Genomic DNA, 15,539 nt, shown 5'->3' on the forward strand with positions numbered 1-15,539 from the left:
GGAGCACTGGACGCAGCGCATGGCCCGCTGCCCCATGCCGCGCAAGGTCGGTGCGTGGCCACGCATCGTTTTGCGCAGGTCGTGCACCACGTTGCCGCTGCCGAGAATCAGCACGCGCTCGTCGCGCAGCGCCGCGACGAGCGCCCTATTCCAAACACGAACGGAAGGATCGCGTTGGCAACCCAGCGGGTGGATGCCGGGTCGTGGCCGAGCACGGGAGCTGGCACGCGCTCCACGCTGAGGCACAAAGAGATGGCTGGAACTCCATGGCTCGGTATAGACTGAAAAGCTGCTCCGGTTGCGGGCCATTGTCCGGTTAGTACATAATTCGGCGCATGGGCCGTGCCCAAACAGAATAAAGTTGGACGCTGACAAGGAGTTGGCGCAGGAGTACCGGTCCGGTCTCCCGCTCCAAGTCCCGAAGGGAAGCTTCTTCAGATCTCTGATCCAAGCAGCTTCCCTTTTTCATTGGTACCATCACGGCCTCTGTCGCATCTGTGGTCTTCGCAGACGGCAGCACCCCAGGGCGGGGTAGCAAAGTGGTTATGCAGCGGCCTGCAAAGCCGTCCACGCCGGTTCGATTCCGGCCTCCGCCTCCATCTCTTTCCTTCCCCGATTTCCTTTCTTTTGCAGTCAGGGTGCGCCTGCTGTACGCAACGCATGCCCCCTGGATGAGGGCCTCCGGGAATCACTTTGTAGCGGCGCAGCAGGGGTCGCTTCGGTATCCTTGCGCACGTTTTGAGTAGCTTGTTGCCCATGGATGCGAATCTGCTAGACCCAATCTCCGAACCCTTGCCGTGCGGCCGCGACATGTCGTTCTCTCCGGAATTCGACGCGATTCAGGAGATGCGGCGCGAAGACGACCCGAGCCTGGATCAGGGCGCATGGGTCACCTCGCTGAAGGTGGCGGACTGGAAAGGCGTCGAGGCCCTGGCTGCCAAGCTGCTGCAGACGCAGACCAAGGACCTCCGCCTGGCGATGTGGTGGTGTGATGCAGCCGCGCGCAATCGCGGGTATGCCGGCCTGGCCGAGGGGCTGGAGCTCGGTGCGCAGCTTTGCGAGCGCTACTGGCTTGAGATGCACCCGCTTGACGAAGACGGCGAATGGGATCAGCGCATCGGCAATCTGGGCTGGCTGTTGCAACGCGTGAGCTATCTCGCTCAACTGCTTCCCGTGACGCAGGCAGCGGCGGGTAGTTTCACGCTGGTCGACCTTGCCTCGGCGCGGGCGCTGCAGACACAGATCGACAAGCACCCCGACGAGGCCGAGCGCCTCGCCGACGACCGCATCACGCTCGAGCGCTACATGCGAGCGCTGCGCGATACTGCCAAGCCCTGGCTGCTGGAAACATTGGCGGCGGCGCGTCGCTGCGAGACAGCCTTGGACAGGCTGCAGCAGATCGTCGACAACCGCCTGGGTGACGCAGGCCCAAGCTTCTCCGCAGCGCGCGAGGCACTGTCCTCTGCAGTGCACGATATCGAGCGTTTGGCAAAAGAGGCAGGAGCCGTCGTGACCCCGACCCCGGCTTATTCGCTCGCTGTGGCAGGAGGCGCCGCGACGGCAGAAGGCGAGGTCGCGCAGCTCGCCGCGTCGACGGCGGGGGCGGGCGGCCCGATCCGATCGCGCGCACAGGCATTGCTTCAGTTGCGTGAGGTTGCCGACTACTTCCGTCGCACCGAGCCGCATAGCCCTGTGGCCTATCTGGCAGACAAGGCGGCGCACTGGGGCGAGATGCCGCTGCACCAGTGGCTGCGCACGGTGCTCAAGGACCCTGGCGCGCTGTCCCACGTCGAGGAACTGCTAGGGCTGGATGCGGCGAACCCCGACACGCCGGCTTGACGGCGGTCACACGGCGTTGTCGGCCCCACCGGGCGCGCACGACCCGCCCGGCTCACTGACTGATGCGGAACTCGATTCGCCTGTTGCGGGCACGTCCTTCGGCCGTCTGGTTGCTTGCGACCGGGCGATCCGGCCCGGCGCCGGAGACGCTGATGCGAGAGGCGGCAATGCCCTTGCTTTGCAGATAGTCCTTCACGGCGTCTGCACGGGCAAACGACAGGGCGATGTTCGCGTCGCGCGCACCAATGGCGTCGGTATGGCCGATCACCTCGACTTTGCGTGCCGACATCCTGGCGAGCGTCGGCAACATTTCGTCGAGTATGCGCAGCCCCTCGGGCTTGATCACTGAGCTGCCCGGCTCGAATTCGATGAGGCGATTGCGCAAGGCATCGTCGATCAGGTTTTGCTCGCTCGCCGCAACGCGCAGCCCGTTGCGGATCGTGTAGGTCGGGTTCAGGCTGGTGGCCATCGTGCTCGCAACCTGTTGCCGCACGGCTTCATTGGCGACCTCGCCTTTCAGATCGATCTGGTTGCCCTGAATCGACAACTCGCCGCGACTGACCTGTTTGAGATCGGGCCCCAACATCTTCTGCACGTAACCGGCCCAGTTCGGTGGTGCGACGACTGCGCCCACCGAGATCTGGTCGACGACGCGGTCGCTGCCGTAAACCTCACGCAGACGTTGCAGCACGGTGGCGCGCGTCGCTTCATCGGGCACGGTGCCCGTGGCGACCACCTGATTCGGCGCGGCGGAGCCCGGCGTGACGGTGGCGGCGTGCTGCTGCGGCCACACCAGGGCCGGCAGCAGCGTTGCGATGCCGCCGAACCACTGCATGAAGTGTCGTGCCTTCATCGTCTCTTTACTCCCCGAGAAATGCTTCGTGGTAGGTGTCCACCGCCTGCCGCAGCGACAACTGCGGCTCGCGCAGGTAGCTCGACAGCTTCTTGATGCCGTAGTCTTCGTCGACGTAGTCCTCGACCCACTGACTCTGCGTGAACTCGACGTTGTCATTGCCGCAGGCCTGGACGTCGAGCACGGCGCGCAGCGTGCGCGGCGAAGCGCCGTTGAAGCCGATCACCAGCGATGGCATGCCCTGCAATCGGGTCACGAAGACGGCCAGTTCGAAATCGCCGCGCCTCAGGAAGCGCACCACAAGTTCGAGCCACAGCGTGGCGACGAAAGGGCGGTACAGCGGGTCATTGACCAGCGGCAGCACCAGCCCCTTGTCGAGCCGCGCCGCGCCTTGGGCAAGTACCGGTTGCAGCAGCATGCCGAGCGCAAGCATGGTCTGGCGCAGCGAGATCCGATGCCCGGCTTGTTCGAGCATCTGTTCGACGCTGCCCAGACTCTGCATCTCGAGGAAGTCGACGAAATTGGCCTCATAAGCTCGGGGGGCGATCTCGAGATCGACGCTGGTGTGTGCGAGTTGCTCCTGGACCTCGGAGACGTCGGATGCTGCGTGCGCAAGACGCGTGGAATTCTCGAAGCGTGTCCACAACCGCGTCAGCGCGAGCGGGCTGCGCGCCATGAACTCGGGTGGCTCCTGCACGTTGAACGAGCCGGCCGTGATGAACGGGAAGCGCCGGCCGGAGCTGTCCTGGCTGGGAATCAGGTGCCCCGCCAAGCCGACCGCGCTGCGCGAGCCGAGAAAGGCGAACTGCACCGGCGGCGCGTCGTCGTAGACGATCTTCCAGCGCGGGTCAGTTGCCATCAGTTCGATCGTCTGGGACAACCAGTGATCGAGTGTGTGGATGAGGGAGGTATGGTTGGCGCTGCGGATGAAGTCACCGCGCGACGGCACCTTGCCGAAGTAGACGAGATTCACGGGAACGCTTTGCGGGCTCATGGCGCTGTTCCTGCGTTGGGGGCTGCCGCCGGGGTACCGCCCGGCGTGGTGGAGGAGGGGTCGCCGGCGACGAGACCGGGCAGGACGGCACCACGCAGGGCAGTGCCGGACGACGCGCCGGCGCTGTCAGGCGCAGGTGCAGGTGCGGGGGAGCTCGGGGTGCTGATGATCTTCAACTGCACCGCAACGGCGAGGTTGCCCTGGGTCCATCTCAGTTCATGCAGGCCGCTGGGCAGTTTGCGCCGCTGTGCGCTGTTGACCATTTTCTCCAGGCCGAAGCGACCTGGGTGGTTGACGAACTCGACGGTGCTGCCGTCGAAGGCGACGCCGGTGACGCGCACGCCGGGCGCGCCCTGTGTCGAGGGCCAGACGAAATGCGTCCAGCTCGCCGCGGTGTTGCGGTAACGCATGACCTGGCCATCGATCTCCACGGTGTATTCGGTGAGTCCGGGCGCGGCCTGCGGCAGCAGCTGGAAGACGGTCTGCGGTTCCGTCGCCGCGGCGCTGCCGGCGGCCGCGCTGGCACCCGACAGCGGTGCAACCCAGCTTGAGAACTGCGTCGTAAACTCGGGCCGCAGACGCACGCCCATCTCGGCCCAGGTGCGCGACGTCAAGGTATCGCCGCGGCGGGTGACCAGCGGCCCCAGCGTCTGCTCCGAGAACTTCGCAATCGCGCCCTCGGGCCCGAAGATCTTCGCGATGTCGGTCGGCGTTGCCTCGGTCTTGGCGTCGCGGGAGAACGGGTACTTGTTCGCGAGCGTGCGCTGGAACGGTTCGTACACCTGCGCATGCCAGACCCGGTTGAGTTCGCCTTCGGTAGGCGGCACGACAACGGCGTAGGCCTGCATCAGCGGTCGCACCAGCAGCGGTCTCAGCGTGGCCTTGGCGGTATCGGTCATGCCGTTCAGCATCTGCTCGTCGACCAGCCGAAGCGCTTCGGCAAGCTCGGACGTTCCGCCTTCCAGGGTCTGCTGCATCAGCTGACGGCTCGCTGGTCCGGCGTCGCCCTGGTTCTTCATTTGGTTGAAGCGGCTGCGCACCTTGGCCAATGCCTCCAGGTAGTTGCGCATCAGCGTGGGGGTGTTGTCGCGCGCCATCATCAACCGCGTGAGGCCTGCGAACTCCTTGCCGATCGGCCCGACAGGGACTTCGGCTTGGCCCGCGTTCAAGTTCACATCAAGCTGCATGCGTGGCGGCGCCTGACGCAGGATCGTCTGCTTGAACCAGGCGACGAAGCCTTTCTGGGTGCGATCGAGCCGCTCGTTGAGCAGTGACGGGTTGTCCCACGAAGTTTCGTCGTACAAGGTCTGCATCAGGCGCCCGATCGGCGAGGCAGCGGGGTCGCCTAGACGATTCATGCGGGAGACGGCCTGATCGAAGCTGCCGAACTGCTGCACCGTGACGCCCTGCATGAACTTCTGCCACTCGCGCACGTATTCGGTCTTGTACATCGCGATCAACGCTTTCTGGATCTGCTCCGGGCTTCCTTCGAGCGTGAGGTCGTCGTTGAGCCGGCTCTTGAGCACCCAGTCGTCGCTTTGCAGCTCCTTGTGGGCGGCGTCCTTGATGGCGCTTTGCACATAGTCGTCCCATGCCGCGCGCGTGAACGTGCCCGAGACGGCATAGCTGCCTGCGACGATGTCCTTGTCGACGTCGCCGACGATGCGAGCGACGGTGACCGGCGCATAGCGGGTCGACGCGCGCGCCTTGATCTCGGCGTACACGCGTTCCCGGGCCGGCATGCCTTTGACCACGCGGCGGAGGTTCTCGCGCGTCTGGTCGAGCAGCGCCAGGTTGTTCTGCACCTGCGGGAAGTCCGGGTCGCCGAGCTGCGTGATCGTGAACGAGATCAGGCTTTCGGCGCTGCGGATCATCTGCTCGCGCGGCATCGAGCCCCGGTTCATCTCGAGCCACCCACGCCAGAAGCGGGTGAACTGGTCGCTGAGGTGACCGGCTTCTGCACGGGTGGGGTCGGCCAGCATGACGTAGGTCTTCAGCGCGTTGTACGCATCGGTCACATTCGACGCAGACGCCGCGGTGTACGGCGTGAAACCGGTTTGTGCACGAACGCTGACCGGCTTGGGGGGCGAAGCTCCTGACGCGGACGGTTCGGCGCCGGGCGGCAAGGGCTGCAGGTGGTCGGCATTGACGTTCACCTCGGTCAGATAGCTCTCGATGCTGGTTGCAACGGGCTGCAGCAGCACTTCGCGGACGCCCGCGAAGTATTCCTGCCGCAGTTGCTCCTCGATGCGCTGACCCTGATACAAGCCCAGGCTCAACGACCATGGCCGGTTGTCGCGGTGCGCCTGCAGCTGCGCAAGGCGGTCGCGCAGCACTTCGAGTGCTTCCAGCCGTGACTGCAGGTCGGTCTTGTCGGCTTGCAGCCGGACCACCTTGTCGAGGTCGGCCTGGACGTTTTCGACCAGTTGCCGGTTGCCGACATAGGACCAAGTCCAGGCCGACAGAACCAGCCCGAGCGCGACGACACCGCCAAAGAAGGCGGCGTAGCGCCAGCGCAGCTTGGTGCGGCTCGCATACTGCCTGACGAGTTGCCTGTCGGCGAAAACGACCTTGGAGAACAAGTCCTTCAGGAAAAAGCCAGTCTGCGAAAACACCGCTGCCGTGGTGCCCGCCTGCAGTTGCAGTGCAAAGCGTTGCGCGACCCGCTCGCTCGAACGGCTGGTCGAGGCTCCTTGCTGCACCGCGCTGGTGAAATAGAAGCCCCGGAAGATCGGACGGAACTGGTAGGGGTTTTCCTCGAACAGCGTCGTCAGGAAGGTGCGCAGCACCGGCTTGAGCGACGAGAACTCGAGCGGGAAGGTCAACACGCCGGGAGGCAGCTGCTCGCCACGATGCAGCGACATGCGAGCGATCGACGACGCTTTCAGGCCTTCGTACAGCTTGTCGAAATGCTGTTCGAACGCTCCGACCGCATCGATCTTGCCGTCGGCGGCGTAGGGCAGGGTGGCGCCCCAGACACGGTCGCGTTCGGCGCGATCGCGGTCTTCGAAGAATTCGACGAAGCCCGAGATCAGGTCGGCCTTCGTGAACACCACATAGACCGGTGCGAACACCTCGAGCTGCTCGGTCAGTTCCTGGACGCGCTGTCGCAGCTGTTTCGCGAGCTGGATCGAGAACTCGGGCTTGTTGCCGGACAGCTCCGCAAGGCTGGCGGCGATCAGGATGCCGTTGATCGGCGCCTTGGAGCGATGCTTCTTCAGCAGCGACAGGAAGCCGCGCCATTCATTGCGGTCCTCCTCGTGCACCGAGTAGCGCCCGGCAGTGTCGAGCAGGATACCTTCGGTCGTGAAAAACCAGTCGCAGTTGCGAGTGCCGCCGATGCCCTGGATGATCGCGCCGCTGTTGTCGGCGAACGGGAACTGCAGGCCCGACTTGGCAATCGCCGAGCTTTTACCGGCGGCGGGGTTGCCGATGACGATGTACCACGGTAGCTCGTACAGCGCAGCGGTGCCGGACGTCTCGCCCAGGCGTGAGGTCTTGATCGTCTTGACAGCTTCGAGCATGCGCTCGCGCAGCGCTTCGGTTTCCCCGCGCTGCGCCTTGGGGGCATTCTTTACGGCGCGGTCGGCCTGCTCCTGCAATGCTTGTTCGAGCCCTTCGGCGGCGCGCTTCGCACGTCGGCGGCGCACCCCCCAGACCACCAGCCACACCAGCCCGCCGGCGCCAAGGACGATCGCGACCCAGAACAAGGCGAGTTGCAGCGTGCTGGCGCCGAGCAGCAAAAAGGCTGCCAGCGCGGTGAGGCCGATCAGTCCCAGGACTCTGGGGTCGAGCAGGTAGTCTCGAAGTCTTCGCATGGTTCGGACGGGATAAGGCTAACGTTGACGGTGGCGATCAGGCCGTGGCCGCTTCGGATGTGGGCAAGGGGGTGACGGCGACCGCAGCCCGGTCGAGCGCATGCATGGCGCTCATCATCAGCACCGGTTTTTTCTCGGACTGTGCGTGCGCGGCGGCCAGGGCCACACAGCACAGGCCTGCGGCCAGGCCAACGTCGCCGCAGGCCAGCCCGAGGCGGTAAGACTGAGCGGCGGCATCCACGCCGGGGAGCAACTGCGTGGCCACATCGGCCATTTCGGTGGACCGCGTGGCGCGCAGATCGATGTCGGTCACGAAGCCTGCGTAGTCGGCTGCGGGCAGGCCGGCGTGCGCCAGTGCGTCGTGTGCCGCGCGGTGCAGCATGCTCGCATCGAGGCGACCCGCCGCATCGGCTGACTTGTCGCGACGCGTCATTGCAAGGCGATGCAGCCGCGTCAGCGAAGGACGCGTCAGGTCGAGTCCAGGCCAGTCGTGTGTGGCGAACAGGGCTGTCGCGGCGGCTTCCCCGGGGACGCAACCCTTGGGATTGCGCGATGTGCAGAGCAACTGCCGTTGCAACAGAGGTCGCACGCGGGCTTCGTCGACCAACGAGTCGCATGCGAGCGTCATCAACAGGCCCGGGCGTTGCTTCTGCTGCCACGCGGCTAGCTGCTGGTCGGCCTTCAGGAGCAGGGCCTCGGCGCTGGCCAACGGCTCGACGATGAGGTGCCATCCGTCTTGAGGCAGCGGTGTCGCCTTGAGCCAATGCGCGAGCCAGGTCCGTGCAAGGGCCTGCTCGTGCTCGGACCAAGTGAGCGGCAAACCCCAGACGAGCGCGAGCCCAGGGGGCGCGACAGGGTTCGTCGACCCGGTGGACGAGGCGGGCGCTGCGTCGCTCAGCGCTTGCCATTGCTGCACGCAGTTTTCGATCGTTGCCGCCAGCGGTGTTGCCAGCAGCGTCAGCGAACGCAACAGCGAGTCGGATGGCTGCAGCCCCTGCCACCGAGGCTGCTTCGCGGCCACCGCGGGCAGCAGCAAGGCCAGCGCCTCCTCGGTTTCGCGGGTGTCGAGATCCTTGACGCGAGCGGTCGGCAACGGGTAACCCTCGTCGTCGCGCAGCTCGTCGTCGAGGTCCGGCTGCGTCGTGCCTTCGGCGAGCACGGAGAGCACGGACGGCGCGTCGCGGCCGATCGACAGCACGAGCTGGGTGTCGAGCACCAGAGCATGCTCCGGGGGCTGCGCTTGCGCGGCAGGCGCAGCCGGAGCGGTGGCCGCTGTTTCGTGAGCGGCCGCCTTGCGTCTGGCAAGGGCCCACCCAACGAAGAGCACGAGTACAAAGGCGAGCACGGGGAGCGCGACGAGGTAGAGCACCACGTCGTCCGTGCCGATGAGATGGCGAGTGCTCTGCCAGCGCCAGATGGTCACACCCCACACGAGGGCCGTGATCGCGGCCAGCAAGGCCGTGAGTTTCAGGAATTTCGCCATGCGACGGTGCCGGGTCCGTGGCTTCAGACGTCGGTGCTGGCGCTCTGGCTCGCGATCAGCGTCGCGCCGCAGGCCGTCTTGTCGCCATGGCGGGCCGCCGGCTGGCCGTCGATCAGCATGGTCGCGTCGCCGGTGGCGATCACCGTGATGCGGCCGTGACCCTTCTTGGGGCAAGTGACCTTGTCGCCCACGCGCGCGATGCGCTTGCCGTGCGTGTCGGTCATGCCAGAAGCCTCGATCACCGTGCCGCCATGGCTGGTCGAATCACCGAGGACTATGAATGGTCGTCCCATCTCCGTTTTCTCCCTGTTCAATGATTCTTCGAATGCGCGAAGTCTATCGATCTCATCATCATTCCGGTTGTTGCCGGTGTCGCGTTGCGACACCGGCGCGCCGCAGTTCGATGTGGCCGAAATCGCGCATCCTCCATCGGCCGCCCCATGTGAGACCGACCGATTCGGCCACCTGGCCATAGAGTTCGTAGCCACGCATGGCCCAAGGATCTTTCTCGCTGATGACGATGCGGCCTTCGCGATAGAAGGCGGTGTCGGCTGCGAGCCCGTACTGGTGATAGCTCTGGAAGGCGCCGGCATTGGTCACATGCGGCCCCATCGTCTGCAGCATGGCCTGGCGCTCGGGGCTGCGATAACCTTCGAGCAGTGCCAGTTCATAGCCGTGCTGCTCCTTCATGATCTTGAAGACCAGCAGCAGGCGCTGACGAAACTCGGGGTCGAGCAGTTCCCATTTGCGGTCGGCGTCGGCGAGCATCGGCCGCAGCAGTTCCACTTCGGCGGTCGTGAACACCTCAGGCGGCAGCGGAGGCGGCGGCACGAGTTGTTCGCCTTGCAGCAGCTTCGCGACCAGCGAGCCGGTGTCCAGGGGCGTCTCGGCGTAGCCATCGAGTACATGCAGGTCCCGCAGCAGATAGACGGCCAGCGGGGGTAGCAGCACGAGGGCGAGCGCGGCGCTCCACAGCGGCCACCGCTCGGTGATCCACGCCCAGCCCGCCGTGCGCGCATCGGTGATGTCGCGCGCTGCAGCACCATACCGACGCGACCAGCGCGAGCGGGTCTGACCCAGCGATTGCCGCAATCCCCATACGAGCCCCGCCAGGCGCGACAGCACCCACGCACGCGGCTCTGGCAGGAACACCAGGCTCAGCACCGCGCAGGCCAGCAGGAAGTAGGAAAACAGGACGACCGGCAGCATCATGGTGTAACGAAGCTTTTCGGGTCTGCGTGCCCACGGCCGGCATCGATAGAATCGCCCGGACCTGCCGGGGGGTCGCCGTGGCGGGAAGATTTCGAGGGAGAGAGTGGCTTGAACCACGACACAACGAGCGCCAAGCGCCGCCCCACGCTGCTTTCGAGCGAGCGCAACGGGGCAGACGAATCACGTGAACCCGACTGCGGGCCCGTCAGCATCCTTTCAAGCATCGATGCACCACCTCGCGGCTTGCGCAAGCGGCATGAAGCCTCAAAGTCGCGCCGGCCATGGGCGACGATAGCCGTGGCCATCGCCGCGGTTTCACTGGCAGTGGCCGGCCTTGCGTACATTGACGAGCAAGATTTCGGTTCGTGGGCGATAGCGCCCGCGGTGCCGCGCGCGGTTGCCGTGACGCCGACGCCACCACCGATCGTCCCGGTGGCCGAAGCGGGTGCAGCCGCTGCCTCCAAGGTGAAGGCCGTCGAGCCGCAAAGCGCCGTGATCGAGGTGGTCGCTGAGGCGGCACCCGCAGCAGCATTGACAGACGTTGCGGCGACCGGTGCAACTATCGCATCGAAGCCTGCGTCCCCGGTCAAGGCATCGCCGCGCCAGCCCGATCGTGCGTCCAAACCTTCGAAGCGGGCAGTGTCGCCGACGAAGCGCGGCGATACGAAGCTCGCGAAGGCCGCTTCCGCGCAGAAGGACCCGGACGTCGACCTGATCGAGGCGTTGGTCTCGCACGTCGCCGGCAAGGACGCCGCCGCCGCTCGGGTCAGGGTCGCTGATGCCGGCACGCCGAAAGCGGGCGCGCGCGACGTCGTGTTGCAGCAGCAGCCTGCCCTTCCGACCAGTGAGTTGGTGCGGCGCTGCATGACATTGGGCTGGCTCGAGTCGCAGCTGTGCCGGGCACGCATTTGCTCGGGCCAGTGGGGCCAGGACTCGGCCTGTCCTTCTGCCCAGCAGCAGAGCGCCGAATTCCGTCGCTGACGCGACGCACGCAGCCGGGCGTGCCGTGCTGACGAAGTCGTCCGGCGTGCGGAGCAGAAGACGAGAGTCGGCATCGCGTGACTCGTCAGGGCAGCGTGATGGTCAGGTGCGCAGCCCGTGGCGGCAGCTTGATCAGTTGCTGGTAGGCCGACAAATCGGCGTGCGTCGACCGGTCGAGCGACCAGCGCAGGCCTAGAAAAGCGACCAGCCCCAACAGCGCAAACACCGAGCCGATGACCCACAACGGCACTTCGTTCTTCAGCGTGTGTGCGACCTGATCGGGTGGCGCCCAATGCGGTGCGAACGATGCTCGCTGGCCCTTCAGGTGGGCAATCTCGTCGCCCAGGCGTGCCGTGAGGTAGTTGAGCTTCTCGGTGCCTTCGAGCAGGTACTTGCCCTGGAACCCCAGCAGCAGGCACATATGGAAGACCTCGAGGGCCTGGACGCGTGAGGCCCCCTGGCGACGCAACTCCTCAAGCCGTTTGAAGAAGTTTTCGCCGGCGAGCTGCTCGCCGAAGAACTGCAACTGCAACGGTTGGCGTTCCCAGGCGTCGCGTATCTTGAATTGCGACATCAGCACCGCCTCGTCGACGAGCGCACAGAACGCGTACTTCGCAAGGTAGACGTCTTCGGCCGGGGCGCGCAGCCGGTCAGCACCTCGCTCGAATTCGCGCAAGAACTCCTTGACCTGCTCGCGGAAGGCATCCGGGTCGACCGGCGCATGCTTGTTCTTGAGCAGGAACAGCATGTAGAAGCCGTCGTACATCAGGTCGAGCAGGCTGTGTGCTTCCACCGGCGCGCTGGCGCGCGCGGCAGGTGACGTCGCGTTGCCGAAGAGTGAGGGAGGGATCGTGGCGTTCGGGTTCATGAATTCACCGCAATCAGCTCGAGCTTGAGTTCGGACCAACCCTGCGGAACGTAGATCGACACGGCCTGTGCCTGCAGCATGCGCTCATACAGCGCGCCGCGTGGCTCGAGCGTGAAGTAATAGCTGCCCGGTCGCACGGGGATCGCCGCCGGCACTTGCGGTGCGTGCACCAGTCGCACGCCAGGCATGGCCGACAGCACCAGCTTGTCGACGTCGTCGGGGGCGCCGAGCTTGAAGCGCATCGGTACCGACTCGACGAGTTCTGCAGGGGGCATTGCAGCGCCCACGCCGAGGTAGAGGTGGGTCGATGGCGTCAGTTGCTCCGAGTCCAGCCGTCCAAGGTGGAAGGAGGGCTTGGTTTCGCTGAGCGCGATCGAGAAGTAGCGCGTCGAGATCACGGTCTCGAGCAGCTCCCGGATGATGTGGTCGAGACGAGCGAACGCCGGGCCCGGGTTGCCGTGCTCGTAAGTCGGCAGGTCGGCGAGCGTGTAGCCTTTCGAGAAGGTCATCAGTGCGCCGGCGAGTTCGAGCAGGTTCTGGAACAGCCGCTCGGGATGCAGCCCGGGATGCCGCAGCAAGTGCGACAGCGATGCAAAGCTGGAACTCGCGGTATGCAGCAACCAGAACGATGCCACGTCGCCCGAGCGGAACTCGATGATGTTCTTCGACGGCTCGCGGTGGAAACCATAGAGTGCGTCGACCTTCGCCTGCAGTACGTCCAGCAGTCGCCGCAGCATCAGGTTCAGCGCAGGTGACGACTGCAGTGTCACGCAGGGCGGCATGAAGCGGCCGTCCACTTCGAAACTGCCCGTCGACGTGCGACGCAGGCGCAGGGCCGGCAGGCTCACGAGGTGGTCCCGGGGCTCGTGCTCGGCGACGAGCCGCGGGCATTTGCGCAAGACCGCCACCTCGGCCTCGACCGCGTCGGTGTACCAGTCGGGGGCCTTTTCGTTGCGCTGGAAATAACGCACGCCGGAGTCGGTGTTCTCCTGCTCGGTCGCGAAGTTGCTTCCGACGCTGCGCAGCGGCGCAATCGCGAGGTGGAAGACCGTCTCGGTACTGGCGCCGGGCAGCGATTCGAGCGACACCGGCGGCGGCAGGTCGTCTTCGCCCGGGGCGCTATAAAGCTCGCCGTCAGGAAACACCGCCTGCAGCTCGAGCACGCGCAGCACACCAGCCTGCAGTGCATCGGTGTCGAGCTTCAGGTGACGCACGCCCCAGGCATACGGATGCAGCATGCGCGCGGTCTGCGACAGGCGCCATTCGTGATACGCGTCCTGCCGCTGGAAGTGCTGCGGTCGAAGGAAGAGGCCTTCGCCCCACAGAAGTTTCGGTGAATGGATCAAAGCTGTTCTCGCTACGGTATCGTCGTTTCAGGGGCACAGGCCCGGGCTCATGGACGCGACGTGCGACGAGGCATTGACCGGCTCGCCCATCGAAACGCTCAGGCTGCAGGCATGCGCGCCGAGCGTGATACCGGTCTTCTGCGCGGTCTCTGCGGCGAACGCGTACTTCCAGCGTTGCGGTGCTGGCGCGCGGAACAAGGCAACGATGCCGATGAAGCCCGCTTCGCGTGCCACCTTGTCCTGCACTTCGTAGCGCTGCCCGGGCACGAGTTGGAGGTCTCGTACCTCGACGATGTCTTCGCCGAGGTGATCCTTCTCGCGGGCGACATTGCCGAAGGCTTCATAAGGCGTGTTGAGGAAGGCCTGGGCACTCTTCAGCTTGTAGACGCGCGTGACCAGTGCTAGCGACCGACCGGATGCGTCGACGTTCAGCGACTCGCTCGCCTGGATGCGCAGCGTCACCTTGCGTGCAGGCAGCGCACTTTCGGGCAGCTCGGGAACCTCGGGCTTCTTGAGACCGACCACTTCGAGCGCCTTGTCCTTGACCGCACCGACGGCTTCGACCGCGTTGCCCGCGGTTTCGCAGCCCGCGAGCGTGAGCAGACATGTGACTGCCACGGCTCGGATCACCATGTGATCGAGTGGCCTCTTCTCTGCCTGCATAAGCGCGACCCTTCCCTGTGCCAAATCTTTGTTCTCAGACGTCAACGGCGCCGTAGTGTAGTGGCGTGCGGCCCAGTGCTGACCCCCTCCAATGAATGGCCGAGTGTGTCCCGAAGTACCCATCGGTAAACGCGTGTAACACACCTATTGAGGGGGGTGCGCTGCCTCGGAAATATGCGTTCTAATCCGCGCCATTCGAAGTACATGACCTTGCCCGCATCGTTGGCGGTCATGGGTAGAAGCAACAGGTGAGGGGTCTCCTTGACAGGCGATCGAACAATTCAACGTGTGGCCGTCGTCGCGATCATGGCGACGGTATTCATGGCCGCGTGCACCAGCGCTCCCAAGCTTGATCAAGCCCGGGTCGTCGACCTGCAGCAGGCGCTTGAACAGGCGACGGCTGCACAAGAGCGCGGCGACATCTCGCAAGCGCTCACGCTGCTCGATGAGGCTGCCCGCGCCCACCCCGGTAGCAAGCAGCCGTGGCTGCGCTCGGCACAGGTTCATTTCGATGCCATGAACTATGGCGCGGCCATCATGGCCGCACAGGAAGTCCTGCAGCGGGACACGTCCGACATCACCGCGCGCAGCATTCTCGCGGTCAGCGGATTGCGCGTCTCGGCTGCGGCACTCGCTCATCTGAGGCAGGCCAATTCGGTCTCGGGCTCGACGCGCGGTGAGGCCGAAGGCTTGGCGCGCACGATCCGCGATGCGCTGGGTGAGCCGATACTCGTTCCTCCGCCCGCTGCATCGACCGCATCTTCTCGCGCACCCGCCGCCGCTTCGGGCGAGCGGTCGGCCGCCGGCGCGACTGCGCCGGCTTCCAGTGGCACCGCTGCACCCACTTCCACCAGGACGCGTCGCGCGACGCGACCCGCGTCCGCGACGGCAGAGCCGTCTTCCGTCAGCACCGGGGGGCGCAATCCCTTCGAAGCCTTGCAATAACTCTCTGATCTGAAGGACACCATGGCCAAGAAAGACAGCGTCCAGAAGCGGCTCGAGAAGGTTCGTCCGCCGCGTGTGCAACTGACCTACGACGTCGAGATCGGTGACGCGATCGAGCAGAAGGAAATCCCGTTCGTGGTGGGGGTGCTGGGCGACTTCACCGGCCAGCCGGATGCGGACAAGCCGCAGCCGCGCTTGAAGGACCGCAAGTTTGTCAATGTCGATCTCGACAACTTCGACGAGGTGATGGCCGGCATGGCGCCGCGCGCCTCCTACCGCGTGAAGAACAAGCTGAGCCCCGAAGGCGGTGAGTTCGCGGTCAACCTCGAGTTCAACAAGCTTGAAGACTTTCGTCCCGAGGCCGTGGTCGAGCAGGTCGAGCCGCTGCGCAAGCTGCTCGAAGCCCGCACCAAGCTCGCCGACCTGCGCAACAAGCTGGCCGGCAACGAGAAGCTGGAAGACCTGCTGGGCGAGGTGTTGTCGAACACCGAACGCTTGCAACAGTTGGGCCAGGAAACGCAGCAGGACAAGGAGTAA

At 65.3% G+C, this 15,539-nt stretch carries 13 protein-coding genes and 1 tRNA gene; 5 read left to right on the top strand and 9 right to left on the bottom strand.

The window, feature by feature from the left end:
* Positions 1-525: 525 nt before the first annotated feature.
* Both M8A51_RS09655 and tssA read left to right on the top strand, forming a co-directional pair.
* Positions 526-599 (top strand) — tRNA-Cys (locus tag M8A51_RS09655).
* Between the two features lie 157 nt (positions 600-756).
* Positions 757-1,839 carry a type VI secretion system protein TssA gene (tssA, locus tag M8A51_RS09660; protein ID WP_251778010.1) on the top strand — a complete coding sequence of 361 codons (1,083 nt, stop codon included), beginning with the start codon at positions 757-759 and terminating at the stop codon, positions 1,837-1,839.
* Positions 1,840-1,891: 52 nt separating this feature from the next.
* Here the strand turns inward: tssA and M8A51_RS09665 are convergent, their stop codons facing one another.
* Genes M8A51_RS09665 through M8A51_RS09690 form a run of 6 tightly spaced genes read right to left on the bottom strand, consistent with a single transcriptional unit; the run spans position 1,892 to position 10,196 of the window.
* Positions 1,892-2,692 carry an OmpA family protein gene (locus M8A51_RS09665; protein WP_251778011.1) on the bottom strand — a complete coding sequence of 267 codons (801 nt, stop codon included), beginning with the start codon at positions 2,690-2,692 and terminating at the stop codon, positions 1,892-1,894.
* A gap of 7 nt (positions 2,693-2,699) precedes the next feature.
* The gene (tagF, locus tag M8A51_RS09670; RefSeq protein WP_251778012.1) at positions 2,700-3,686 is read right to left on the bottom strand and encodes a type VI secretion system-associated protein TagF; all 987 of its coding nucleotides are present in this window, start codon (positions 3,684-3,686) and stop codon (positions 2,700-2,702) included.
* Positions 3,683-7,504, bottom strand: coding sequence for a type VI secretion system membrane subunit TssM (gene tssM, locus M8A51_RS09675; protein WP_251778013.1), 3,822 nt, complete (start codon positions 7,502-7,504; stop codon positions 3,683-3,685). The genes tagF and tssM overlap by 4 nt, the downstream gene beginning before the upstream one ends.
* Before the next feature lie 37 nt (positions 7,505-7,541).
* Positions 7,542-8,987 carry a hypothetical protein gene (locus M8A51_RS09680; protein WP_251778014.1) on the bottom strand — a complete coding sequence of 482 codons (1,446 nt, stop codon included), beginning with the start codon at positions 8,985-8,987 and terminating at the stop codon, positions 7,542-7,544.
* A gap of 23 nt (positions 8,988-9,010) precedes the next feature.
* A complete protein-coding gene (locus M8A51_RS09685; RefSeq protein WP_251778015.1) occupies positions 9,011-9,280 on the bottom strand; it encodes a PAAR domain-containing protein in 270 nt (89 codons plus the stop codon).
* Positions 9,281-9,338: 58 nt separating this feature from the next.
* On the bottom strand, positions 9,339-10,196 hold the full coding sequence (locus tag M8A51_RS09690; RefSeq protein ID WP_251778433.1) for a M15 family metallopeptidase: 858 nt from the start codon (positions 10,194-10,196) through the stop codon (positions 9,339-9,341).
* A 300-nt stretch (positions 10,197-10,496) separates the two neighbouring features.
* On the opposite strand from M8A51_RS09690, the gene M8A51_RS09695 reads away from it, so the two are divergent.
* Entirely contained in the window at positions 10,497-11,180 is a 684-nt protein-coding gene (locus M8A51_RS09695) for a hypothetical protein (RefSeq protein ID WP_251778016.1), read from the top strand.
* Positions 11,181-11,265: 85 nt separating this feature from the next.
* Here the strand turns inward: M8A51_RS09695 and icmH are convergent, their stop codons facing one another.
* From icmH to tssJ, 3 genes are read right to left on the bottom strand one after another with little or no spacing between them, the layout of a single operon-like run.
* Positions 11,266-12,048: a type IVB secretion system protein IcmH/DotU gene (icmH, locus tag M8A51_RS09700; RefSeq protein ID WP_251778017.1), complete on the bottom strand. Its 783-nt coding sequence runs from the start codon at positions 12,046-12,048 to the stop codon at positions 11,266-11,268.
* On the bottom strand, positions 12,045-13,394 hold the full coding sequence (gene tssK, locus M8A51_RS09705; RefSeq protein ID WP_251778018.1) for a type VI secretion system baseplate subunit TssK: 1,350 nt from the start codon (positions 13,392-13,394) through the stop codon (positions 12,045-12,047). Before tssK ends, icmH begins: the two co-directional genes overlap by 4 nt.
* Positions 13,395-13,421: 27 nt before the next feature.
* Positions 13,422-14,012 (bottom strand): type VI secretion system lipoprotein TssJ, encoded by a 591-nt coding sequence (gene tssJ / locus M8A51_RS09710; RefSeq protein WP_251778019.1) that lies wholly within the window; start codon positions 14,010-14,012, stop codon positions 13,422-13,424.
* A gap of 333 nt (positions 14,013-14,345) precedes the next feature.
* Between tssJ and M8A51_RS09715 the strand changes: the two genes are divergently transcribed.
* Positions 14,346-15,002, top strand: coding sequence for an outer membrane protein assembly factor BamD (locus M8A51_RS09715; RefSeq protein ID WP_251778020.1), 657 nt, complete (start codon positions 14,346-14,348; stop codon positions 15,000-15,002).
* Between the two features lie 21 nt (positions 15,003-15,023).
* The gene (gene tssB, locus M8A51_RS09720; RefSeq protein WP_251778021.1) at positions 15,024-15,539 is read left to right on the top strand and encodes a type VI secretion system contractile sheath small subunit; all 516 of its coding nucleotides are present in this window, start codon (positions 15,024-15,026) and stop codon (positions 15,537-15,539) included.

It is taken from the genome of Caldimonas mangrovi, from assembly GCF_023721835.1.
In the GTDB taxonomy this organism is placed as follows: Bacteria; Pseudomonadota; Gammaproteobacteria; order Burkholderiales; family Burkholderiaceae_C; genus Caldimonas; species Caldimonas mangrovi.

Coding starts and splice junctions, on each gene's coding strand:
- icmH (WP_251778017.1), bottom strand. CDS start 12,048: ATGAACCCGAACGCCACGATCCCTCCCTCACTCTTCGGCAACGCGACG.
- M8A51_RS09665 (WP_251778011.1), bottom strand. CDS start 2,692: ATGAAGGCACGACACTTCATGCAGTGGTTCGGCGGCATCGCAACGCTG.
- M8A51_RS09680 (WP_251778014.1), bottom strand. CDS start 8,987: ATGGCGAAATTCCTGAAACTCACGGCCTTGCTGGCCGCGATCACGGCC.
- tssM (WP_251778013.1), bottom strand. CDS start 7,504: ATGCGAAGACTTCGAGACTACCTGCTCGACCCCAGAGTCCTGGGACTG.
- tagF (WP_251778012.1), bottom strand. CDS start 3,686: ATGAGCCCGCAAAGCGTTCCCGTGAATCTCGTCTACTTCGGCAAGGTG.
- tssA (WP_251778010.1), top strand. CDS start 757: ATGGATGCGAATCTGCTAGACCCAATCTCCGAACCCTTGCCGTGCGGC.
- M8A51_RS09690 (WP_251778433.1), bottom strand. CDS start 10,196: ATGCTGCCGGTCGTCCTGTTTTCCTACTTCCTGCTGGCCTGCGCGGTG.
- tssB (WP_251778021.1), top strand. CDS start 15,024: ATGGCCAAGAAAGACAGCGTCCAGAAGCGGCTCGAGAAGGTTCGTCCG.
- M8A51_RS09685 (WP_251778015.1), bottom strand. CDS start 9,280: ATGGGACGACCATTCATAGTCCTCGGTGATTCGACCAGCCATGGCGGC.